The sequence below is a fragment of the Serratia sp. X3 genome (genome assembly GCF_014982455.1).
In the GTDB taxonomy this organism is placed as follows: Bacteria; Pseudomonadota; Gammaproteobacteria; order Enterobacterales; family Enterobacteriaceae; genus Serratia; species Serratia ureilytica.
Genome location: NZ_JADCNB010000004.1, coordinates 45,153 through 66,148, shown reverse-complemented (window position 1 = coordinate 66,148; position 20,996 = coordinate 45,153). Strand labels below are relative to the sequence as shown.

Sequence of the window (20,996 nt, the reverse complement as noted above, 5' to 3'; positions counted from 1 at the left end):
TCCCCCCGTTCATGTGAGTCTTTATTACGATGGGTTATTTGGCACCGCGAACATCGGGGTGAAATCGATTAATATGACATCGCGGAAGCCCACCTTACCGTGCCCATCCACATGAACCGGTTTCACCTGGTGCCAGACCAAATCATCAACGATGCCGATGGAATCCAGCGGTTTGAGCATCGCCTCATTACACAGGATGTTCGTCTTGGTGTTATCTGTGATGATGTTCTCACCGCCAGAAACACCATCACGATTGATCAAATGTATCCAGGTGCAAGGCTCGCCATCCTTATGAAGTCGATTCGGTACGGAAATCCCCGGCGCATCAACCGTCGCTTTCATTCTGATGAAGTGAATGCCGACCTCCATGGGAATCGTGGAAGCATATTCATGTAACGGGGAGTTTTTAAAATCATGCAGGACAAGCGACGTGATCAGATTATTTGACAAAATTTCGTTTGGGACAGGCTGAAACTTCCTTGCCTCCTCAACGACTTCATCATTAAATCCGACATCTTGTTTGTAACTGTAGGCGTGTTCGGAAGATTGAGGAATCAAGAGATTAAAGCAAGGTAAAAATACATATTTACTGTGCTGCCGATAGCGCCCCGCATTTTCGCCGTAGGGATCCAGAGCAAGCGTATCGAAATGCCGCTGAATAATACTTAAGTCTGATTTTTGCGCATCGGTAAGGTTAAAGTCATCCGAAGCCAATTTGCAATACCCTACTTCTGTCATCATGGGGTATGCGCTCACACGGCACTCAAGTGTGTTCTCAAACTCTTTAATGTTACCACGAATCATCGTGCAATCTTCCTTTTTACTCTGATTGGAATAACGACATATTGATGTTCACCGCAATGCTCATGAACATTGAACAGCAAATGCTTCCCTGTTTTTCAAGTGAAGTAATTCATCTCACAAATAAAAGAGCTTGATTATTTATTCTTTAAACTTCCTGCACGCTAAAAAGTGCGAAAGAGAATTTTATAGATTTCTTTTCCACTTATTTATCGAAACCAGACTTGCGCTGTTTTTCATTGCTACCTGACCTCATCTCACTTATGCGCGGTGAGCGAAAGTCTACGCTGCATACGGGTTTTCAAATGACGCCAGGTGAATCGGCGCGAAACCTTTATCCTCCAACCCTACCCGCCTAATGGGCTGCGAGGTTTGGCGATGCGCATCTGCCAGACACAGAGCGCCCTACCCTGGCGTTGTGCCGCTGAATGCTATTTGCGGCTCCCTCGCGGGCAGTATGATTAGTAATTTTTATACAAAATAGCCAATTTTCAGCAACGGCAACGTACATGCCCCATGCCGGCCAGCAGGAGACACCGCTCATCAAACAGATTACTCTGTAGAGAGACAGAGACGAAACTGGCAATCAACCTATGGTCAGGCAAGTAAAATCACCTTGAAAGGCGTGCTTTTGGCATGGCTTCATCCACGCTACCGCACTACTCATCCCTTCCCGAGCATTAGTTTAGATAATCTTTATTGTTAAGCTAAATTTAACGGATGCGGAAGTTACTCGATATGGTTATAAATTGCCATAGTGTTAATTAAATGCAGCGAAAAAGTGTGATCTGGGTCGAGGCCGCAAAACCTGTGCCAACCCTAAGATCGCGTAGCTGAAAGGTTGAGGTGATAATGGTGTGGGCCGGCGAACGGTCACAATAATCCAGCGTAATATGCTGCTAATCGAACGCAGGGCAAGACTTGTGCCCACCGCTCAATTTGTCAGCCGCATTGCAGCGGGGTTTATCTGGCGGTATGGTGGGTGATTACCTGCTAAAAAACAGTACTGCTGCACCTATGACTTTCTCACTTTTCGGCGAAAAATTTACCCGTTATGCGGGCATTACCCGTTTGATGGACGACCTGAACGAAGGCCTGCGCACCCCCGGCGCCATCATGCTCGGCGGCGGCAACCCCGCACAGATCCCAGAGATGGAAGCGTATTTCAAACAGCTGTGCCAGGAGATGCTCGACCAGGGCAAACTGACCGAAGCGCTGTGCAACTACGACGGCCCGCAAGGCAAGGACGCGCTGCTGAAAGCGCTGGCCAATCTGCTGCGCGACGAGCTCGGCTGGGAGATCTCTGAGCAGAATATTGCTCTGACTAACGGCAGCCAAAGCGCATTTTTCTACTTGTTCAACCTGTTCGCCGGCCGCTATGCCGACGGCTCGCGCCGCCGCGTGTTGTTCCCACTGGCGCCGGAATATATCGGCTATGCCGACGCCGGGCTGGATGAAGGGCTGTTCGTCTCCGCCAAACCGAACATCGAGCTGCTGCCGGACGGCCAGTTTAAGTATCACGTCGATTTCGAACATCTCACCATCGGCGATGACATCGGCATGATCTGCGTTTCACGGCCGACCAACCCGACCGGCAACGTGATCACCGACGAAGAGCTGATGAAGCTCGATCTGCTGGCGCAACAGCGCGATATTCCGCTGGTCATCGACAACGCCTACGGCGTGCCGTTCCCCGGCATCATCTTCAGCGACGCCACGCCGCTGTGGAACCCGAACACCATTCTGTGCATGAGCCTGTCCAAGCTCGGCCTGCCCGGCTCGCGCTGCGGCATCGTGATCGCCGACGAGAAGGTGATCACCGCGCTGACCAACATGAACGGCATCATCAGCCTGTCGCCAGGCAGCATGGGGCCGGCGATGGCGACGGAAATGATCGCGCGCGGCGATCTGCTGCGCCTATCGAACGAGGTGATTCGCCCGTTTTACAAACAGCGCGTCGAGCACACCATCGAGATCATTCGCCGCTACCTGTCGCCGGAACGCTGCCTGATCCACAAACCGGAAGGGGCAATCTTCCTCTGGCTGTGGTTTAAGGATCTGCCGATCACCACCGAAGTGCTGTATCAGCGCCTGAAAAAGCGCGGCGTGCTGATGGTGCCCGGCCACTACTTCTTCCCGGGGCTGGAGCATGAATGGCCGCATACCCACCAGTGCATGCGCATGAACTATGTGCCCGACCCGGAGAAAATCGAGCGCGGCGTGGCTATTCTGGCGGAAGAGATCGAGCGCGCACATCAGGAAGGCTAACGCCGACTGATTGAAAATCGACCGATAAAGATATACGATGCATATATCGTATATCTTTTTTTTGGAGGGCCAACGATGACTCGCATCGTGATCGATTTACCTGAAGAAGACCTGCGGCAGCTCGATAATCTGAAAAATATCCGCCACGTTCCCCGGGCCGAGATCATTCGTCAAGCAGTCTCTCGCTATCTGACGGAGAACCACGTGGAAGATCCCAGCAACGCTTTCGGGCTCTGGTCCGGGGCGATGGGAGATGGCGTGGAGTACGAAAATCGTCAGCGCGAGGAGTGGGAATAATGGTGGCTCAACGGGCGTTATTCGACACCAATATCCTGATCGATTATCTCAACGGCATTCCTCAAGCCAGGGACGTTCTGGTCGAGTATCACATCAATCCGGCCATCAGCGCCATCACCTGGATGGAAGTGATGGTAGGTGCTAAAAAACAGGGTCCGGCACTGGAGCTGAAAACACGTCAGTTTTTAGGGCAATTTCTGCTGCTGCCTATTACCGATGAAGTCGCCGAACGCGCCGTAGAACTGCGCCACTCACAGCATGTGAAACTGCCAGACGCCATTATCTGGGCCACAGCGCAGGTGGGATTCCGGATGCTCATCTCCCGCAACCCCAAAGATTTCGGCACTGACAATGGCGTGTTGATGCCTTATCGGCTGTAGACGATCCGCACTACAGCGTCCAGAACAGCACCGCCAGCAGCTGCGGCGACATGATGCGCAGGAACATCGCCAGCGGATAAACGGTGGCGTAAGACAGCGCGGCGGCGCCGCTGGTGGGATGCAGGCCGTTGGCGAACGCCAGCGCCGGCGGATCGGTCATCGACCCCGCCAACATACCGGACAGCGTCAGGTAATTCATTTTGCCCACCGTGCGCGCCAGAATGCCGACGCTCAGCAGAGGAATGGCGGTGATTAACGCGCCATAACCAATCCATGTCAGCCCCTCGCCGTGCAGCAACGTATCGATAAAATTGCCGCCCGATTTCAAACCGACCACCGCCAGAAACAGCACGATACCTAGCTCGCGCAGCGCCAGGTTGGCGCTCGGCGGCATAAACCAATACAGCTTGCCGATACTGCCGATGCGCCCCAGGATCAGCGCCGCCACCAACGGCCCGCCGGCCAGCCCCAGCCGCAATGCCGCCGGGAAGCCGGGCACGAACAGCGGAATGGAACCGAGCAGCACCCCGAGGCCGATACCGATAAAGACCGGCAGCATCTGCACCTGCTGCAGCTTTTGTTGGGCGTTGCCGACGATTGCCGTCACCGCGTCGATGGCCTCCGGCCGACCGACCAGGTTGAGAATGTCGCCAAACTGCAGCGTCACGTTGCTGCCGGCCACCAGCTCGACGCCGGCGCGGTTGAGGCGTGAAATCACCACGTCATACTTTTGCTTCAGATTCAGATCGCGGATTTTTTTCCCCAGCACCTGCTCGTTGGTCACCACCGCCCTCACCACCTGCAGCGCGGTGCCGCGCGTCGACAGCGAAGCATCGACCTCTTCGCCGATCACCAGCCGGGCGTTCTCCAGATCTTCGCGTTTGCCCACCAGGTGCAGGTAGTCGCCGAGCTCCAGCCGCTCATGCGGCGCCGGCACCATCAACAGCTCCCCGCGTTTGAGACGCGAACAGACGATCGCTTCGCCGTTGAGCAGCGGCACGCTTTTGATCGCCATGCCCTGCAGATTGGGGTTACGCACCGCCACGTTCATGGCGTGCAGCAGCTCGCGCTGATTGCCCAGGCTGCTTTCAAACGCCTGCGCCTCGCGCTCGATGTTGATGCGAAAAACCAATCGGATCAGCCACATCACCAGCAGGATGCCGCAAATGCCGAACGGATAGGCCATGGCGTAACCCATGCCCATGCCGTCCACCAACGCCGGATCGGAACCGAGATCGGTCAGGATTTGCTGACCGGTGCCCAGCGCCGGGGTGTTGGTGACCGCGCCGGAGAACACGCCGAGGATGATCGGCAGCGGCACGTCGAACAGCTTGTGCACCGCCGCCGCCACTGCGCCGCCGGTCAGCACCAGCAGCACCGCGAAGGCGTTGAGCCGCAGACCGGAGACGCGCAGCGAAGAGAAGAAGCCGGGGCCAACCTGAATGCCGATGGTGTAAACGAACAGGATCAGGCCAAACTCCTGGATGAAGTGCAGCATGTCCCCGTTCAGGCTGATTTGCCCGCTCTGGGCGAAGTGGCCGACCAGGATGCCGCCGAACAGCACGCCGCCAATGCCCAGCCCGATACCGTACAGCTTCCAGTTCCCCATCCACAGCCCAATGACGGCCGCCAACGCCAACATGCTGACGGTCAGGGCGATATCGCTCATAGGTCACATCCTTGCCAAAGTTGAACATGGGATTTGCGGCCAAAGACACACAATTAACAAGGATTATGGCATCAGACAGACGGGGGGACTGTGGCATGCGCCACATAACGCAGCGGGGGAGATCCGTCTGGATCTCCCCCGCATGATGATGACTGTTTTTCAGTCGGTTATTTGGCTTCCAGCTCCGGCGTCGCACCGATGGCGATGCGCTGAGGCTGCAAGGCTTCCGGAACCTGACGCACCAGATCGATGTGCAACAGGCCATTTTCAAATTTGGCCTCGGACACCTGCAGGTGCTCCGCCAGGGTGAAGGTCAGCTGGAACTCTTTGCACACCAGCCCCTGATGCAGGTACTCGACCTGTTTTTCCGGCGGCGTGGGTTTGCCGCTGACGGTCAGCCGCGGCCCTTCCACTTCGATATTCAGTTCGCTCTGCCGGAAACCGGCCAGCGCCAGAGAAATGCGGTAGTGATTGTCATCGCTTTTCTCGATGTTATACGGCGGGAACCCCTGGGGTTCCTGGCCCCCCATGGAACTGGCCAGTTTATCAAAGCCAATCCATTGACGCAGAAGCGGGGATAGATCGTAATTACGCATAGGAACAACTCCTTTCATTAAGCGAGATGTGTTTATTCAGCCCCCTGACGGCAGGCGGATTATTACTGCATATTTGCCGACAGCGTTCCTGCCGGCAAAAACGGAATTATTTAATTTCGATACGGCGCGGTTTTAATGTTTCCGGCACGATGCGCTGCATATCGATATACAGCAGACCGTTTTCCAGTTTGGCGCCTTTAATTTGAATATGTTCGGCCAGCTGGAATTTACGCTCGAAATTACGCTCAGCGATGCCCTGATATAAATAGGTTTTTTCTGCCGGTTCGTTATTGTGCGCACCGCGCACGATCAGCAGATTATCTTGCGTGGTGATCTCCAACTCCTGCTCGGCAAACCCGGCTACCGCAATAGCGATGCGATAATGATTCTCGTCCACCAGCTCGACATTATAAGGGGGATAACCGCCGTTGCCCTGGCTCTGGCCGGCCTCCAGCGCGTTGAACAGGCGATCGAAACCAATGGCGGAACGGTATAGCGGAGAAAGATCGAAATTACGCATAAAACAGCCTCCTAAGGCACTTCAGCGAGGTTGAAATAAATACGCCTTCCATTCTGGACAGGCTAATTAAGCCAGAATTCCCTTACGGCAAATTCTCAATCCGGCTCTGATGATAAAATGGGGGTTGATTTCATCAATTCAACGGGCGAGGATCAAAAAAAGCGCTTTTCGGTTAGGTGAAAGTTTTTTTACCACTTACACTAAAGTGAGAGAGCCGCCACAGAGCGGGATTTTGCTTCTTTTAAAGCAGCAACAGGATGTTATAAATCAGCTTAATTTAAGGGCACAGCAACCCTGCAGGATGGATTAATGACGACGATGAAAGCGATAGCGACGGGCTGCATGTTGTTGGCGACCAGCGGTTGCTCCAGCGTGATGAGCCATACCGGCCCGAATCAGGGTTACTATCCCGGCACCCGCGCCAGCGTGGACATGCTGAAGGACGACAACACCAGCTGGGCGATGATGCCGCTGGTGGCGCTGGATCTGCCGTTCTCCGCAGTGATGGATACCGTGCTGCTGCCTTACGACTATCTGCGTTCAGGCAATGACGCCACCGCAGACTCGCCAAAAGCGCGCATCCTGCGCAGCGAGCAGCAGAATCTGGCGGCAACCGGCAACCCCGGCGAGGGAAACGACAGCACCGCCACACACTAATCTCGCACGCAGCGGGCCATCAGGCCCGCCTTACGCCTCAACCACAAAGATCTGGTTGAATCCGGCAATCTCGCGCATAAACGCCACTTTCTTGCCATCCGGCGAAAACACCACGGCATCCCCCGACGGGGGCTGCACGCTGCGCTGCGTTAAACGCTGCAGGCGGCCGCTGGCGACCTCACACAGCATCACGCTGTTGTCACACACCAGGGCTATCGTCCCGCCCTGCGGGTGCCAGCTGAACGCCGACTGGATGTCATGCTCGCCGCGGCTGACCTGGCGCGGCTCACCGCCGTTCGGCGACACCGTCCACAGTTGCACCACGCCGCCGTCATCCTTCATCAGAAAAGCTATCTGGCTGCCGTCCGGCGAGCTGCGCAGCCAATGGCGCGGCGCACCGACCACGCCCGGAAAACGGCGTTCACCGGTAAAGGTCACCCGCCGCTGCCTGACGCCAAGCGGCGGCGCCGGCAGCTCGCTTTCCGTCCCCTGCAGCGGCACCGCGCCGGCCCTGGCGTAGTCGGCGTCGTTCTCCGGCAGATCGACGATAAACACCTCCGGCAGTTTCTCGCCGGCGGCGGACAGCGTATCGCCGATGAACGCCAGCGCCCAGCGCTGCCGGCTGCCGTCGGCCTTACGGTAGCCTTCGCGGCCAATCCAGCCTTCTTCATAGGCGCGATTGATCTGATCGCTGCCCGGCTGCGGCTGCGGCACGGTCTCGCTGACCAGCACGCAATAATGGCTGCCGTCATATTCACGGGGATGCTGTTTCGGCGGATTGACCCCGTGCAGCGGCACGGCCACGCCGACGTTGCGCAGATCGCGCGCCGGATCGCATTCATGCATCACGTGATCGTTGTAGGTAAAGCTGAGGCGGCTGCCGTCCGGGCTGAAAACGTGCACATGGCTGCCGCCGCGCAGCGCGCCGGGCGTGTAGGGCGCCGTGATATCCAGCGCGTCGAGGGTAATGGCCAATTCGCGATCCGGTTCGCTGACGATCACCCCGCGGCGGTGATGAAAATCATACTGCCAGGCGCTGTCCGGATGTTCCGGGCCGTGGATGAAGACGTAACGCGCCGGCGCATCGGGGCTGACCGTGACCACGCCGACGTGGGCGCCGTGCTGGGCGCGATAAACCACTTCCACCGCGCCGCTGGCGACGTTAACCCGCTCGATGCTCAGGCCGGTGAAAGAGGCGCCGCGCGGGCGCACGTCATAAGCCAGCCATTGGCTGTCCGGCGTCCAGACGTTGATATTGGTTAACTGATGCCCGCGTGGGTCGAAAGTCAGTTGTTTTTCCCGATGGCTCATGACGGCTCTCCTGCGCATGCTGGCACTGAACGGCCATCTTACCGGATCGACAGCCGCGTTTCATATGGCCGGCGAGGATGAGCCGGGGCTTTCCCGCGTCGAAATTTCCATGAGACTTATCCGTTAAGCCTATCGACGACACCGGCAGGAAATAAACGCCCGGCTAGCCGGCCACATTACTGATGGGGAAACTCAACGACGCCCAAACGGTATAAGTAAAGGAATCGAGCATTATTTTATTGATTATCCTTTTCCTCATTAAATACGCCCACAGCGACACCTTACTTAACGCAAATAAATAAAAAATTGTGCCGCTAAACGCCAGGTAATGTTTATTTTCACCGCATACGCGATGCGTACCCCCCGGCCATTTCCACTTTCTGGCCGGGTTGCCCGACGGGGTTTACAATCAATACAAAAAAGTACAAACTGGATTTTAAGTCTAAAAATCCGGAGCCGGTATGAACCCCCTTTTCGATGCCATTGTTTCTGCCCATCAGCAACTGCGCCCTCAGGTGCGAGTCACGCCATTGGAGCGCAGCGTGCTGCTATCTCAGCAATTGGGTTGCGAGCTGTATTTGAAATGCGATCACCTGCAGCACACCGGTTCCTTTAAATTTCGCGGCGCCAGCAACAAGCTGCGGCTGCTGGATAACGAGCAACGCCGGCGCGGCGTGATCGCCGCCTCTACCGGCAACCACGGTCAGGCCGTCGCTTTGGCGGGGCAACTGATGGGCGTTGGCGTCACGGTTTATGCGCCGGAGACGGCGGCGAGCATCAAGCTCGACACCATTCGCGCGTTGGGCGGCACCGTGGAATTGGTGCCGGGCGATGCGCTGAACGCCGAACTGGCGGGGGAACAGGCCGCACGCGAACAGGGGAAAACCTATATCTCGCCGTATAACGACGAGCAGGTGATCGCCGGCCAGGGCACCTGCGGCATGGAGCTGGTTGAACAGCTCACCGATCTGGACGCCGTGTTCGTGGCGGTCGGCGGCGGGGGCTATATCGCCGGCATCGGCACCGTTCTGCGGCAACTGTCGCCGAACACGCAGCTTATCGCCTGCTGGCCGGAAAACGCCACCAGCCTGTACAGCGCGCTGGAAGCGGGCCATATCTTCCCGGTGGAAGAGCAAGAAACCCTGTCCGACGGCACCGCCGGCGGCGTCGAGCCGGGCGCCGTGACCTTTCCGCTGTGCCAACGGCTGATCGACCGCAAAGTGCTGGTCAGCGAGGCGGAGATTAAACACGCGATGCGCCGGATAGCCGCCAGCGATCGCTGGATTATCGAAGGCGCGGCCGGCGTGGCGCTGGCGGCGGCGATCAAGCTGGCGCCGGAATACCAGGGTAAAAAGGTGGCGGTGGTGCTGTGCGGCAAGAACATCGTGCTGGAGAAATACCTCAAGGCCATCGCCGATGCACATCCTTAATCGGCAGCAAATCCTCGCCGCGTTCGACGCCGAGACCATAACGCCGCTGCTGAAGCAGGGTTTTATCGCCTACTCGCAACAGCGGGTGCAACAGCCGCCGGTGCAGCATTTCCTGTTCGAGCGGGCCGACGGCGACTGCTGCATCAAGTCCGCCTGGTTGGAAGGCGACGAACTGTTCGTGGTCAAGATCTCTACCGGTTTCTATCGCAATGCCGAACACGGCCTGCCGAGCAATCAGGGGCTGATGATGGCCTTCTCCGCCCAGACCGGCGAGCCGCAGGCGCTGCTGCAAGATGAAGGTTGGCTGACCGCGCTGCGCACCGCCCTGGCCGGCCGCATCGTCGCCGAGCTGTGCGCGCCGCCGCATATCCAGGCGATCGGCATTATCGGCACGGGCCTGCAGGCGCGGCTGCAGCTGCAATGCCTGAAACCGGTGACCGATTGCCGCGAGGTATGGGTGTGGGGGCGAGACGAACAGGCGCTGGCGGCGTATCGGCGCGATGCCGAAGCCGAGGGTTTTCGGGTGCGGGTTACGCAGAATGCGGCGGAACTGGCGGCGCACTGTCGGCTGATCGTCACCACCACGCCCAGCCGCGAGCCGATATTGCAGGCGGCGGATATTCGGCCCGGCACGCACATCACCGCCGTGGGCGCCGACACGCCCGGCAAGCAGGAACTGGCGACCGAGCTGGTGGCCCGCGCGGACGCGCTGCTGGTCGATGCGCTGGCGCAGTGCGCGGACTATGGCGAGATCGCGACGGCTTATCGGCAAAACAGGCTGATTTCAACGCCAATCGTCGAAATTGGCGCCGCCTTGGCGCAGGGAGGGCGGGTACGATGCGAGCCGCAGCACATCACCATCGCCGATCTCACCGGCTTGGCGATTCAGGATCTGCAGATCGCCAAAGGGGTGTTGGCGAAAGTATGAAGGGGCGCCGCAGCGCCCCGCGTTATCAGACGTTGAGCACGAACTTCTCGATAGCGCGCGCCACGCCGTCTTCGGTATTGGCGCTGGTGACAAACTGCGCCACCGCTTTCAGCTCGGGAATGGCATTGCCCATCGCCACGCCGACGCCGGCATATTCGATCATCGCCGTATCGTTGGCCTGATCCCCCAGCGTCATGATGTTCTCCCGCGCCACGCCGAGATGCTCGGCCAGCATTCTCACCCCGGCGCCTTTATCGACGTTTTTGTGCAAGATCTCAAGGTAGTAAGGCGCGCTTTTCAGGATGGTGTAACGCGCGCGCGTTGCTTCCGGGATGCGCGCGATAGCGCTGTCCAGCAGCTCCGGCTCGTCGATCATCATCACTTTAGGAAAACGCATCTGGCGATCCATCTCTTCCACGCTGCGGTATTTCAGCGGAATGCCAGTCATTTCCGCCTCGTGTATGGTGTACTTGCCGATGTCCTTGTTCGGGGTATACAGGGTATCGAAATCAAACGCCTGGAAGTGAACGCCGAACTCGCGCGCCATCTGCTCGAAATGCAGATAATCCTCAAAGCCCAGCGTTTCTTGCAGAATGCAGGCGCCGTCGGCCGCACGCAGCACCAGCGCGCCGTTATAGGTGATACAGAAATCACCGGGGCCTTGAATGTCCAACTGGCGCAGATAATCCTGCACGCCGACATAAGGCCGCCCGGTGGCCAGCACCACGTGCACCCCTTTGCGCCGCGCTGCTGCGATAGCCTGCTTTACCGCCGGCGTGATTTGATGCTGCGGATCCAGCAACGTGCCGTCCATGTCGATCGCAATCAGTTCAATAGCCATTCAACGCTTCTCCCAGTGGTTTTTATTCATGCTAACGCGTTTCAGCCTCGGCTGTCAGCGCCAAAAAAGGCCAAAAAAAATCCGCGCGGGTCGCCCGGCGCGGATTTTCACGGCCATTAACGCATTAGATATCGATGTTCGCCGCTTTCAGGGCGTTTTCTTCGATAAAGGCGCGACGCGGTTCAACCGCATCGCCCATCAGCGTGGTGAACAGCTGATCGGCAGCGATGGCGTCCTTGACGGTCACGCGCAGCATGCGGCGGCTTTCCGGATCCATGGTGGTTTCCCACAGCTGCTCCGGGTTCATCTCGCCCAGACCTTTATAACGCTGTACCGACAGGCCGCGGCGCGACTCTTTCACCAGCCACTCCAGCGCCTGTTCGAAGCTGTCTACCGGCTGACGGCGTTCGCCGCGCTCGATGAACGCGCCCTCTTCGATCAGCCCGCGCAGCTGCTCGCCCAGCTGGCAGATCTTGCGGTATTCACCGCCGTGGATGAAGTCGAAGTCCAGCTTATAGTCGGTATCCACGCCGTGGGTGCGGATGCGCAACGCCGGCTCGAACATCTGGCGCTCGCGGTTCTCGAAGATCACGAAGTCATAGCTGCTGCCGTGCTGCTCTTTGTCGTTCAGCGCCTGCACCAGCGACGCGATCCAGGTTTTCACCTTGGCTTCATCGCTGAGATCGCCTTCGTTCAGCGTCGGCTGGTAGATCAGGCTGTTCAGCAGCGCGCGCGGGTAGCGGCGCTCCATGCGGCCAATCAGCTTCTGCACGCCGTAGTGCTCGGCCACCAGTTTCTCCAACTGTTCGCCGCCGAGCGCCGGTGCGCTGGCATTGGTGTGCAGCGTAGCGCCGTCCATCGCGATGGCGATCTGGTACTGATCCATCGCCTCGTCATCTTTGATGTACTGTTCCTGCTTGCCTTTCTTCACCTTGTACAGCGGCGGCTGTGCGATGAACACGTGGCCACGCTCGATGATTTCCGGCATCTGGCGGTAGAAGAAGGTCAACAGCAGCGTACGGATGTGCGAACCGTCGACGTCGGCATCGGTCATGATGATGATGCTGTGGTAACGCAGCTTGTCCGGGCTGTACTCGTCGCGGCCGATGCCGCAACCCAGCGCGGTGATCAACGTCGCCACTTCCTGCGAAGAGAGCATTTTGTCGAAACGCGCTTTCTCGACGTTGAGGATTTTCCCCTTCAGCGGCAAGATAGCCTGATTCTTGCGGTTGCGCCCCTGCTTGGCAGAGCCGCCCGCGGAGTCCCCTTCCACCAGGTACAGTTCGGACAGCGCCGGATCGCGTTCCTGGCAGTCCGCCAGCTTGCCCGGCAGGCCGGCCAGATCCAGCGCGCCTTTGCGGCGGGTCATCTCACGCGCTTTACGCGCCGCTTCGCGTGCGCGCGCCGCATCGATGATTTTGCCGACCACGATTTTCGCGTCGCCCGGATTCTCCATCAGGTAATCCACCAGCTTCTCGTTCATCAGCGTTTCAACCGCGGTTTTCACCTCGGAAGAGACCAGCTTGTCCTTGGTCTGAGAAGAGAACTTCGGATCCGGCACCTTCACCGACACCACGGCGATCAGGCCTTCACGCGCGTCATCGCCGGTGGCGCTGACTTTGGCCTTCTTGCTGTAGCCTTCCTTCTCCATGTAGCTGTTCAGCGTACGGGTCATCGCGGTACGGAAACCGACCAGGTGCGTGCCGCCGTCGCGCTGCGGAATGTTGTTGGTGAAGCAGTAGATGTTTTCCTGGAAACCGTCGTTCCACTGCAGCGCCACTTCCACGCCGATGTCGTCTTTCACGGTGGAGAAGTAGAACACGTTCGGGTGGATCGGGGTTTTGTTCTTGTTCAGGTACTCGACAAACGCCTTGATGCCGCCTTCGTAATGGAAGTGGTCTTCACGGTCGGTGCGCTTGTCCTTCAGGCGAATAGACACGCCGGAGTTGAGGAAGGACAGCTCGCGCAGACGCTTGGCCAGAATGTCGTACTCGAATTCGGTCACATTGGTGAAAGTTTGGTGACTCGGCCAGAAGCGCACCATGGTGCCGGTCTGCTCGGTTTCGCCCACCACGGTCAGCGGCGCCTGCGGCTCGCCGTGGCTGTAAGTTTGTTCGTGCACTTTGCCTTCGCGGCGGATCACCAGCTCCAGTTTCTCCGACAGGGCGTTAACCACCGAGACGCCCACGCCGTGCAGGCCGCCGGAAACTTTATAGGAGTTGTCGTCGAATTTACCGCCGGCGTGCAGCACGGTCATGATGACCTCTGCGGCTGAAACCCCTTCTTCCGGGTGAATGCCGGTCGGAATGCCGCGGCCGTCATCCTGCACCGATACCGAGTTGTCGGCATGGATGGTGACCTGAATGTCACTACAGTGGCCCGCGAGCGCTTCGTCGATAGCGTTGTCCACAACCTCGAATACCATGTGGTGCAGACCGGTGCCGTCATCGGTATCGCCGATATACATGCCCGGGCGCTTGCGCACCGCATCCAGCCCTTTTAATACCTTGATACTTGAGGAGTCATAAGAATTCGACATCAACGTTTCTCGCTCATTTTAGTCCTGTGGTTGAACCTCTATTTTACCCTGTTCCACGCGGAACATCTTGCCCTTTTCACCGGCCATGTCGGTCACTTGTTCAGCGCTGACCGCGCTGACAAAAACCTGGGCCTGGGTGGCTTTCAGGCGATCGGCCAGCAACCGGCGACGGCCGGTGTCCAGCTCGGAGGCAAAATCATCAATCAGATACAGGCAACGCCGCCCGCTCTGCCGGGTGAGAAACTCACCCTGCGCCAAGCGCAACGCGCACATCAGCAGCTTAAGCTGACCGCGCGATAACAAATCCTCTACCGGCGTGCCGTCGGCACGAATGCGAAAGTCCGCTTTATGCGGCCCCACCGCGGTATAGGTCAACGCCCTGTCGCGCTCAAACTGGCGCTCCAGCAGCTCGCCGTAGTCGCTCTCTTTGTCCCAGCCGCGCTGGAAGGAGAAGCTCAGGGCGAATTCAGGCAGAAACTGCGCGCAGGTCGCGGTGATATCCGCGGCGATCGCGTCGCTGTATTCCGCCCGCCATTCGCTGATGCGCTCCGCGAGCGGGATCAGTTCCTGATCCCAGGCGCGGATCTGCGCATAGCGACTCACCTGGCGCAGCGCGGCATTGCGCTGCTTCAGTAACCGTTTCAGGTTGCTCCAGGCGGTGAAAAAACCGGGTTCGTTATGAAAACAGCCCCAGTCCAGGAAAGCGCGCCGGAATTTCGGCCCGCCGTTCAGCAGGGTAAAACCTTCGGGGGTGATCAGCTGCATGGGCAGCAGCTGCGCCAGCTCGGCCACCTTGTGGCCGTCGCTGCCATCGATGCGTACTTTGCTGTCACCCTGACGGCTCTTGCTCAATCCTACCGACAGCTCGCGCTCCGCGCCTTCGATGCGGCCGTGCAGCACGAACTCCGGCTGGTCGTGGCGGATCACCCGACCGGCCTGCAGGCTGCGGAAGGCGCGGCCATGGCCGAGCGTATACACCGCCTCCAGCACGCTGGTCTTGCCGCTGCCGTTGGCGCCGACCAGGAAGTTGAATCCCGGCGCCAGCGCCAAATCCGCCGCCTCGATATTGCGGAAGTCTTTAATCAATAAACGCGTCAGAGCCATGCAATCTCTTTACCGATGACGGTGCTGTAATTCAAGGTAACGAGACTACAACCGCATTGGCATGACAACGTAGGCCGCCGCCTGGCTGGCGCCGTCTTCGATCTGCACGCTGGAGACCGAGTCGGTCAACAGCAGGCGCACGTCTTCACACTTGAGCGCGTTCAACACGTCCAGCACGTAGCTGACGTTGAAGCCGATCTCCATCTCCGCGCCGTCGTAGCTGACGTCGAGGATCTCTTCCGCCTCTTCCTGCTCCGGGTTGTTGGCGGTGATCTTCAGCTGGTTCTGGCTGACGTACAGCCGCACGCCGCGGAATTTCTCGTTCGAGAGAATGGCCGCGCGGGCAAACGCCTGCTTGAGCAGATCGCAGCCGGCTTCCAGCGTTTTGTCCGGATTCTTCGGCAAGACGCGGCGATAGTCCGGGAAACGGCCGTCAACCAGCTTGGACGTGAAGATGAAATCGCCAACGTGGGCGCGGATGTTGTTGCTGCCGATCTGCAGCTGCAGCAGCGAATCGCCGCCGTCCAGCAGACGCACCAGTTCCATCACCCCTTTACGCGGCACGATCACCGAATGCGACGGCAGCTGCTGGCCGATCGGCATCGAGCACACCGCCAGGCGGTGGCCGTCGGTCGCGACGGTGCGCAGCTCTTCGCCTTCGGTTTCAAACAGCATGCCGTTCAGGTAGTAACGCACGTCCTGATGGGCCATCGAGAACTGGGTGGCTTCGATCAGGCGCTTCAGCGTCGCCTGCGGCAAGGTGAACTCCACCTCGCTCTGCCAGTCGTCCAGGTTCGGGAAGTCCGCCGCGGGCAGCGTGGACAGCGAGAAGCGGCTGCGGCCGGACCGCACCAGCATGCGCTCGCTCTCCAGCGTGACGGCAATCTCCGCCCCTTCCGGCAGGCCACGGCAGATATCAAAGAATTTGCGCGCGGGCACAGTCGTCGCGCCCGGCTCGTGCGGCTGGGACAGGGCGACGCGCGCCACCATCTCCATCTCCAGATCGGTGCCGGTCAGCAGCAGGGAGCCTTCCGTCACCTGCAGCAGCAGGTTGCCCAGGATCGGCAAGGTCGGGCGGCCGCCCAGCGGGCTGCTCACCTGTTGCAGCGGTTTTAGCAGATGCTCACGTTCAACGATAAATTTCATAGCGCTATGAAGATAATGTTCTGATTAAATTGGAGAAATCTTCTTTGATGTCGTGACTTTCCTCACGCAACTGCTCGATCTTCCGGCAGGCGTGCAACACCGTGGTATGGTCGCGGCCACCAAACGCATCGCCGATTTCCGGCAGGCTGTGGTTGGTGAGTTCCTTCGCCAGCGCCATCGCCATCTGGCGCGGGCGGGCAACGGATCGCGAACGCCGCTTGGACAGCAAATCCGCGACTTTAATCTTGTAATACTCCGCCACCGTCTTTTGAATATTGTCGATGGTGACCAGCTTTTCCTGCAGCGCCAGCAGATCGCGCAGCGCTTCGCGCACGAAATCGATGGTGATGGCCCGGCCGGTAAAGTTGGCATTGGCGATCACGCGGTTCAGCGCCCCTTCGAGCTCACGCACGTTGGAACGCAGGCGCTTGGCGATGAAGAACGCCACTTCGCCCGGCAGGCGAATGTCGTTTTCGTCGGCCTTTTTCATCAGGATCGCCACGCGGGTTTCCAGTTCCGGCGGCTCGATCGCCACCGTCAGCCCCCAGCCGAAGCGGGACTTCAGACGATCTTCCACCCCGTTGATCTCTTTAGGGTAGCGATCCGAGGTCAGGATAATCTGCTGATTGCCTTCCAACAGGGCGTTAAAGGTATGGAAGAACTCTTCCTGCGAACGCTCCTTGTTGGCGAAGAATTGGATGTCATCGATCAGCAGCGCGTCGACCGAACGGTAGTAGCGCTTAAACTCTTCGATGGCATTGTTCTGCAACGCTTTGACCATGTCCTGTACAAAGCGTTCCGAGTGCATGTAGACCACTTTGGCGTTGGCCTTGCGCGCCATGATGCCGTTGCCGACCGCGTGCAGCAGGTGAGTTTTACCCAGGCCGGTGCCGCCATACAGGAACAAAGGGTTGTAGGCGCCGCCCGGATTGTCCGCCACCTGGCGAGCCGCCGCGCGCGCCAGCTGGTTGGACTTACCCTCGACGAAGTTGTCGAAGGTGTGTTTAGGGTTGACGTTGGAGCGGTAAGAGAGCTCGGGCTGCGCCGCCGCATTGTCCCAGCTCGGACGCGAAGGCGCGGCCATGCGCGCCGCCGGGGCCGCAGGGGCGCTGCTGACGCTGGCGGTCACGGTCTGGCTGATCACCTGCGTGATCGGCTTGCTGCCGACTTCAAAACGCAGCAAAGGCGCATCCGTGCCGCAGAAATCATTCAGCAGACCATTGATATTGTTTAAGTACTTATCGCGAACCCAATCCAGCACAAAACGGTTAGGCGCGTACAGCGCCAGGGTGTTGTCACTCAGTTCCGCCTGCAATGGGCGAATCCACATACTAAATTCTGTGGCAGGTAACTCATCCTGCAATCGGGCAAGACACTGCTGCCAAAGCGAAAGTGACACGGCGGACTCCACTCGAACAAGATCAATAAAGAAAAGAAACGGGCAACTTTTTTATAACTCATGATTTTTGACACATACCCGGCATCGGCTGTTTGCCTGTGGGGGATGCGAACCGCCTTTCACGGTTTGTGTCCCTCACGATCCCGGCATGAGGGATCGCGATCGGAATGACGGATCATAGCGCAATCCGCGCAAGAGATCCTCCCCTTCCTCACAGATTAGATCCATTTTATCCACAGGCCGCGGCCGGCGGCGATCTTTTCGCCGCCGGCGCCGAATGACCGCGCAGATCCCGGCCGCTGCGCCGCATTTTTTACATTGTCAACCGGTTATACCCTGTTATCCACGTCGGATCCTGGGATCGCGCGCAAAGGATCTCACGGGGATCCTTGCGATTTCACCCCGAGTCCGTATAATCTTCGCCCTACGTGTGATACCTGGTTCCTTATGGTGCGTCATTAGCCAGACAGGATTCTGCGGTGACCACGGGCCAAGATCGGATATTGTTCCGTTATTGGCAGACAACCAGGTAGGCTGGCGCGATGCGAATTGACTCAGGACTGTACAATTATTACAATCCCGCTTCTTTATGTATTGCGATTGAGGCGTCGGTCATCTTCACGCCGAGTAGCCAAACGCGTTTACTGATCAGTAATTATTTTAAGTTTAGGTAGAAATCGCTATGAAACGCACTTTCCAACCGTCCGTATTGAAGCGCAACCGTAGCCACGGTTTCCGTGCTCGTATGGCAACCAAAAATGGTCGTCAAGTTCTGGCCCGCCGTCGTGCGAAAGGCCGTGCTCGTCTGACTGTTTCTAAGTAATAAAGCTAACCCGCTGAGTGGTTAAGCTCGCTTTTCCCAGGGAGTTACGTTTGTTAACTCCCACTCATTTCACTTTCGTCTTCCAGCAGCCACAACGGGCTGGCACGCCGCAAATCACCATCCTCGGCCGCCTGAACCAGCTGGGGCATCCCCGCATCGGTCTTACCGTCGCCAAAAAACACGTCAAACGCGCGCACGAGCGTAATCGGATCAAACGCCTAACCCGCGAAAGCTTCCGTTTGCGCCAGCACGAATTACCGGCGATGGATTTTGTCGTGGTGGCCAAAAAGGGGATAGCGGATTTGGATAACCGCGCGCTGACGGAAGCTTTGGATAAATTATGGCGTCGCCACTGTCGCCAGGCTCCCGCATCCTGATCGGGCTGGTGCGGGCCTATCAGCTCGTCATCAGTCCGCTGCTAGGGCCTCGTTGTCGCTTCCAGCCGACATGCTCTCATTACGCAATTGAGGCATTAAGCAGGTTTGGCATGATAAAAGGCAGTTGGTTAGCATTGAAACGCGTATTAAAATGCCACCCTTTGAACCCAGGTGGCGATGATCCGGTGCCGCCAAAAACCGACGATAACAGAGAACACTAACGATGGATTCGCAACGCAATCTTCTCCTCATCGCTCTGCTGTTCGTGTCTTTCATGATCTGGCAGGCATGGCAAACGGACAACGCTCCGCAGCCGGCCGCACAGACCACGCAACAGACTTCGAACGCAGTAGCCGGTGATGCCGCCAGCCAGGCCGTGCCAGCCAGTGGTCAGGGTAAGCTGATTACCGTGAACACCGACGTGCTGTCACTGACCATCAACACCCGTGGTGGCGATATCGAGCAGGCTAAACTGTTGGCCTACCCGGAAACTCTGGGTTCATCGACTCCGTTCCAACTGCTGGAAACCACTCCGTCGTTCGTCTATCAGGCGCAAAGCGGCCTGACCGGTAAAAACGGCCCGGACAACCCGGCCAACGGCGAACGCCCGCTGTATCAGGCGGCGCAGGACAGCTACACCCTGCCGGAAGGCCAGGACGAGCTGCGCATCCCGCTGACCTACACCGATAAAGACGGCGCGGTCTACACCAAGACCTTCGTGCTCAAACGCAACCACTATGCGGTCGGCGTGGATTACAGCATCGACAACAAAGGCGCGGCGCCGCTGGAGCTGACCCTGTTCGGCCAGCTGAAGCAGACCACCGAATTGCCTAAGCACCGCGACACCGGCAGCAGCAACTTCGCGCTGCACACCTTCCGCGGCGCGGCGTACTCGTCCAGCGAGGACAAGTACCAGAAATACGCGTTCGACAAAGACGAAAACCTGAGCGTCACCACCAAAGACGGTTGGGTCGCCATGCTGCAGCAGTACTTCGCCACCGCGTGGGTACCGGCGACCAAGGGTGACAACACTTTCTACACCGCCAAACCGGGTGACAACCTGTCCACCATCGGCTTCAAATCTACCCCGGTCGTGGTGCAGCCTGGCGCTCAGCAGCAGCTGAACGCGACCCTGTGGGTCGGCCCAGAGCTGCAGGACCAGATGGCCCAACTGGCGCCGCACCTGGACCTGACCGTGGATTACGGCTGGCTGTGGTTCATCTCCCAGCCGCTGTTCAAACTGCTGAAGTTCATCCACGGCTTTATCGGCAACTGGGGCTTCTCCATCATCATCATCACCTTCATCGTGCGCGGCATCATGTACCCGCTGACCAAGGCGCAGTACACCTCGATGGCGAAAATGCGCATGCTGCAGCCGAAGCTGCAGGCGATGCGCGAGCGCATCGGCGATGACAAACAGCGCATGAGCCAAGAGATGATGGCGCTGTACAAGGCGGAGAAAGTGAACCCGCTCGGCGGCTGCCTGCCGCTGATCATTCAGATGCCGATCTTCCTGGCGCTGTACTACATGCTGATGGGTTCGGTCGAGCTGCGCCACGCGCCGTTCGCCCTGTGGATCCATGACCTGTCGGCGCAAGACCCGTACTACATCCTGCCAATCCTGATGGGCGTGACGATGTTCTTCATCCAGAAGATGTCGCCGACCACCGTGACTGACCCGATGCAGCAGAAAATCATGACCTTCATGCCGGTGATCTTCACAGTGTTCTTCCTGTGGTTCCCGTCCGGTCTGGTGCTGTACTACATCGTCAGCAACCTGGTGACCATCCTGCAGCAGCAGCTGATTTACCGTGGTCTGGAAAAACGCGGTCTGCACAGCCGCGACAAGAAAAAAAGCTAAGCGTATTGTAGGGGTTCGGCGCGCCGACCCTTGCAGTCCCACCAAAGGC

Annotated in this window: 20 protein-coding genes; 10 read left to right on the top strand and 10 right to left on the bottom strand. The window is 58.3% G+C overall.

Going from position 1 to position 20,996, the window contains the following annotated elements; genetic code table 11:
- Positions 1-24: 24 nt before the first annotated feature.
- Positions 25-804 carry a 2OG-Fe dioxygenase family protein gene (locus IMX17_RS17215; protein WP_182265610.1) on the bottom strand — a complete coding sequence of 260 codons (780 nt, stop codon included), beginning with the start codon at positions 802-804 and terminating at the stop codon, positions 25-27.
- A gap of 1,014 nt (positions 805-1,818) precedes the next feature.
- On the opposite strand from IMX17_RS17215, the gene IMX17_RS17210 reads away from it, so the two are divergent.
- From IMX17_RS17210 to IMX17_RS17200, 3 genes are all read left to right on the top strand, one after another.
- A complete protein-coding gene (locus tag IMX17_RS17210; protein WP_193550018.1) occupies positions 1,819-3,069 on the top strand; it encodes a valine--pyruvate transaminase in 1,251 nt (416 codons plus the stop codon).
- A gap of 75 nt (positions 3,070-3,144) precedes the next feature.
- Positions 3,145-3,366 (top strand): ribbon-helix-helix domain-containing protein, encoded by a 222-nt coding sequence (locus IMX17_RS17205; protein WP_025304767.1) that lies wholly within the window; start codon positions 3,145-3,147, stop codon positions 3,364-3,366.
- Positions 3,366-3,746, top strand: coding sequence for a type II toxin-antitoxin system VapC family toxin (locus IMX17_RS17200; protein ID WP_025304766.1), 381 nt, complete (start codon positions 3,366-3,368; stop codon positions 3,744-3,746). Before IMX17_RS17205 ends, IMX17_RS17200 begins: the two co-directional genes overlap by 1 nt.
- A 10-nt stretch (positions 3,747-3,756) precedes the next feature.
- Here the strand turns inward: IMX17_RS17200 and IMX17_RS17195 are convergent, their stop codons facing one another.
- The 3 genes from IMX17_RS17195 to ibpA all read right to left on the bottom strand — a co-directional run bounded on the left by IMX17_RS17195 (position 3,757) and on the right by ibpA (position 6,531).
- A complete protein-coding gene (locus IMX17_RS17195) occupies positions 3,757-5,415 on the bottom strand; it encodes a putative transporter (protein WP_193550017.1) in 1,659 nt (552 codons plus the stop codon).
- 167 nt (positions 5,416-5,582) lie between these two features.
- Complete coding sequence (gene ibpB / locus IMX17_RS17190; protein WP_004933922.1) at positions 5,583-6,011, bottom strand: small heat shock chaperone IbpB; 429 nt, start codon at positions 6,009-6,011, stop codon at positions 5,583-5,585.
- Between the two features lie 106 nt (positions 6,012-6,117).
- Positions 6,118-6,531 (bottom strand): small heat shock chaperone IbpA, encoded by a 414-nt coding sequence (ibpA, locus tag IMX17_RS17185; RefSeq protein WP_004933919.1) that lies wholly within the window; start codon positions 6,529-6,531, stop codon positions 6,118-6,120.
- A 309-nt stretch (positions 6,532-6,840) separates the two neighbouring features.
- Here ibpA and IMX17_RS17180 point away from each other — a divergent pair, with 309 nt between their 5' ends.
- Positions 6,841-7,188 (top strand): YceK/YidQ family lipoprotein, encoded by a 348-nt coding sequence (locus IMX17_RS17180; RefSeq protein ID WP_016929593.1) that lies wholly within the window; start codon positions 6,841-6,843, stop codon positions 7,186-7,188.
- A 30-nt stretch (positions 7,189-7,218) separates the two neighbouring features.
- Here IMX17_RS17180 and IMX17_RS17175 read toward each other — a convergent pair whose 3' ends face one another.
- Entirely contained in the window at positions 7,219-8,499 is a 1,281-nt protein-coding gene (locus IMX17_RS17175; RefSeq protein WP_033652318.1) for a DUF3748 domain-containing protein, read from the bottom strand.
- A gap of 461 nt (positions 8,500-8,960) precedes the next feature.
- Between IMX17_RS17175 and IMX17_RS17170 the strand changes: the two genes are divergently transcribed.
- Together IMX17_RS17170 and IMX17_RS17165 are read left to right on the top strand one after the other, a co-directional pair.
- Positions 8,961-9,929: a threonine/serine dehydratase gene (locus tag IMX17_RS17170; RefSeq protein WP_182265608.1), complete on the top strand. Its 969-nt coding sequence runs from the start codon at positions 8,961-8,963 to the stop codon at positions 9,927-9,929.
- A complete protein-coding gene (locus IMX17_RS17165) occupies positions 9,916-10,857 on the top strand; it encodes an ornithine cyclodeaminase family protein (RefSeq protein ID WP_046898762.1) in 942 nt (313 codons plus the stop codon). Before IMX17_RS17170 ends, IMX17_RS17165 begins: the two co-directional genes overlap by 14 nt.
- Before the next feature lie 25 nt (positions 10,858-10,882).
- Here the strand turns inward: IMX17_RS17165 and yidA are convergent, their stop codons facing one another.
- From yidA to dnaA, 5 genes are all read right to left on the bottom strand, one after another.
- The gene (yidA, locus tag IMX17_RS17160; protein ID WP_046898761.1) at positions 10,883-11,698 is read right to left on the bottom strand and encodes a sugar-phosphatase; all 816 of its coding nucleotides are present in this window, start codon (positions 11,696-11,698) and stop codon (positions 10,883-10,885) included.
- A gap of 124 nt (positions 11,699-11,822) precedes the next feature.
- Positions 11,823-14,237 (bottom strand): DNA topoisomerase (ATP-hydrolyzing) subunit B, encoded by a 2,415-nt coding sequence (gene gyrB, locus IMX17_RS17155; protein ID WP_046898760.1) that lies wholly within the window; start codon positions 14,235-14,237, stop codon positions 11,823-11,825.
- Positions 14,238-14,255: 18 nt separating this feature from the next.
- The gene (gene recF, locus IMX17_RS17150) at positions 14,256-15,341 is read right to left on the bottom strand and encodes a DNA replication/repair protein RecF (protein ID WP_004933895.1); all 1,086 of its coding nucleotides are present in this window, start codon (positions 15,339-15,341) and stop codon (positions 14,256-14,258) included.
- Positions 15,342-15,386: 45 nt separating this feature from the next.
- Positions 15,387-16,487, bottom strand: coding sequence for a DNA polymerase III subunit beta (gene dnaN, locus IMX17_RS17145; protein ID WP_004933892.1), 1,101 nt, complete (start codon positions 16,485-16,487; stop codon positions 15,387-15,389).
- A gap of 4 nt (positions 16,488-16,491) precedes the next feature.
- Positions 16,492-17,886 (bottom strand): chromosomal replication initiator protein DnaA, encoded by a 1,395-nt coding sequence (gene dnaA / locus IMX17_RS17140; RefSeq protein ID WP_080491961.1) that lies wholly within the window; start codon positions 17,884-17,886, stop codon positions 16,492-16,494.
- Positions 17,887-18,568: 682 nt separating this feature from the next.
- Between dnaA and rpmH the strand changes: the two genes are divergently transcribed.
- The 4 genes from rpmH to yidC are packed head-to-tail and all read left to right on the top strand — an operon-like array spanning position 18,569 to position 20,947.
- Positions 18,569-18,709: a 50S ribosomal protein L34 gene (gene rpmH / locus IMX17_RS17135; RefSeq protein ID WP_000831330.1), complete on the top strand. Its 141-nt coding sequence runs from the start codon at positions 18,569-18,571 to the stop codon at positions 18,707-18,709.
- A gap of 17 nt (positions 18,710-18,726) precedes the next feature.
- The gene (rnpA, locus tag IMX17_RS17130; protein ID WP_004933883.1) at positions 18,727-19,086 is read left to right on the top strand and encodes a ribonuclease P protein component; all 360 of its coding nucleotides are present in this window, start codon (positions 18,727-18,729) and stop codon (positions 19,084-19,086) included.
- Positions 19,050-19,307: a membrane protein insertion efficiency factor YidD gene (gene yidD, locus IMX17_RS17125; RefSeq protein ID WP_004933881.1), complete on the top strand. Its 258-nt coding sequence runs from the start codon at positions 19,050-19,052 to the stop codon at positions 19,305-19,307. Before rnpA ends, yidD begins: the two co-directional genes overlap by 37 nt.
- A 2-nt stretch (positions 19,308-19,309) precedes the next feature.
- Entirely contained in the window at positions 19,310-20,947 is a 1,638-nt protein-coding gene (gene yidC / locus IMX17_RS17120; RefSeq protein WP_033645144.1) for a membrane protein insertase YidC, read from the top strand.
- Positions 20,948-20,996: the final 49 nt, after the last annotated feature.

Excerpts from the sequence above, each read along its gene's own strand:
- IMX17_RS17215 (WP_182265610.1), bottom strand. The coding sequence starts at position 804 with ATGATTCGTGGTAACATTAAAGAGTTTGAGAACACACTTGAGTGCCGT.
- IMX17_RS17210 (WP_193550018.1), top strand. The coding sequence starts at position 1,819 with ATGACTTTCTCACTTTTCGGCGAAAAATTTACCCGTTATGCGGGCATT.
- IMX17_RS17205 (WP_025304767.1), top strand. The coding sequence starts at position 3,145 with ATGACTCGCATCGTGATCGATTTACCTGAAGAAGACCTGCGGCAGCTC.
- IMX17_RS17200 (WP_025304766.1), top strand. The coding sequence starts at position 3,366 with ATGGTGGCTCAACGGGCGTTATTCGACACCAATATCCTGATCGATTAT.
- IMX17_RS17195 (WP_193550017.1), bottom strand. The coding sequence starts at position 5,415 with ATGAGCGATATCGCCCTGACCGTCAGCATGTTGGCGTTGGCGGCCGTC.
- ibpB (WP_004933922.1), bottom strand. The coding sequence starts at position 6,011 with ATGCGTAATTACGATCTATCCCCGCTTCTGCGTCAATGGATTGGCTTT.
- ibpA (WP_004933919.1), bottom strand. The coding sequence starts at position 6,531 with ATGCGTAATTTCGATCTTTCTCCGCTATACCGTTCCGCCATTGGTTTC.
- IMX17_RS17180 (WP_016929593.1), top strand. The coding sequence starts at position 6,841 with ATGACGACGATGAAAGCGATAGCGACGGGCTGCATGTTGTTGGCGACC.
- IMX17_RS17175 (WP_033652318.1), bottom strand. The coding sequence starts at position 8,499 with ATGAGCCATCGGGAAAAACAACTGACTTTCGACCCACGCGGGCATCAG.
- IMX17_RS17170 (WP_182265608.1), top strand. The coding sequence starts at position 8,961 with ATGAACCCCCTTTTCGATGCCATTGTTTCTGCCCATCAGCAACTGCGC.
- IMX17_RS17165 (WP_046898762.1), top strand. The coding sequence starts at position 9,916 with ATGCACATCCTTAATCGGCAGCAAATCCTCGCCGCGTTCGACGCCGAG.
- yidA (WP_046898761.1), bottom strand. The coding sequence starts at position 11,698 with ATGGCTATTGAACTGATTGCGATCGACATGGACGGCACGTTGCTGGAT.
- gyrB (WP_046898760.1), bottom strand. The coding sequence starts at position 14,237 with ATGTCGAATTCTTATGACTCCTCAAGTATCAAGGTATTAAAAGGGCTG.
- recF (WP_004933895.1), bottom strand. The coding sequence starts at position 15,341 with ATGGCTCTGACGCGTTTATTGATTAAAGACTTCCGCAATATCGAGGCG.
- dnaN (WP_004933892.1), bottom strand. The coding sequence starts at position 16,487 with ATGAAATTTATCGTTGAACGTGAGCATCTGCTAAAACCGCTGCAACAG.
- rpmH (WP_000831330.1), top strand. The coding sequence starts at position 18,569 with ATGAAACGCACTTTCCAACCGTCCGTATTGAAGCGCAACCGTAGCCAC.
- yidD (WP_004933881.1), top strand. The coding sequence starts at position 19,050 with ATGGCGTCGCCACTGTCGCCAGGCTCCCGCATCCTGATCGGGCTGGTG.
- yidC (WP_033645144.1), top strand. The coding sequence starts at position 19,310 with ATGGATTCGCAACGCAATCTTCTCCTCATCGCTCTGCTGTTCGTGTCT.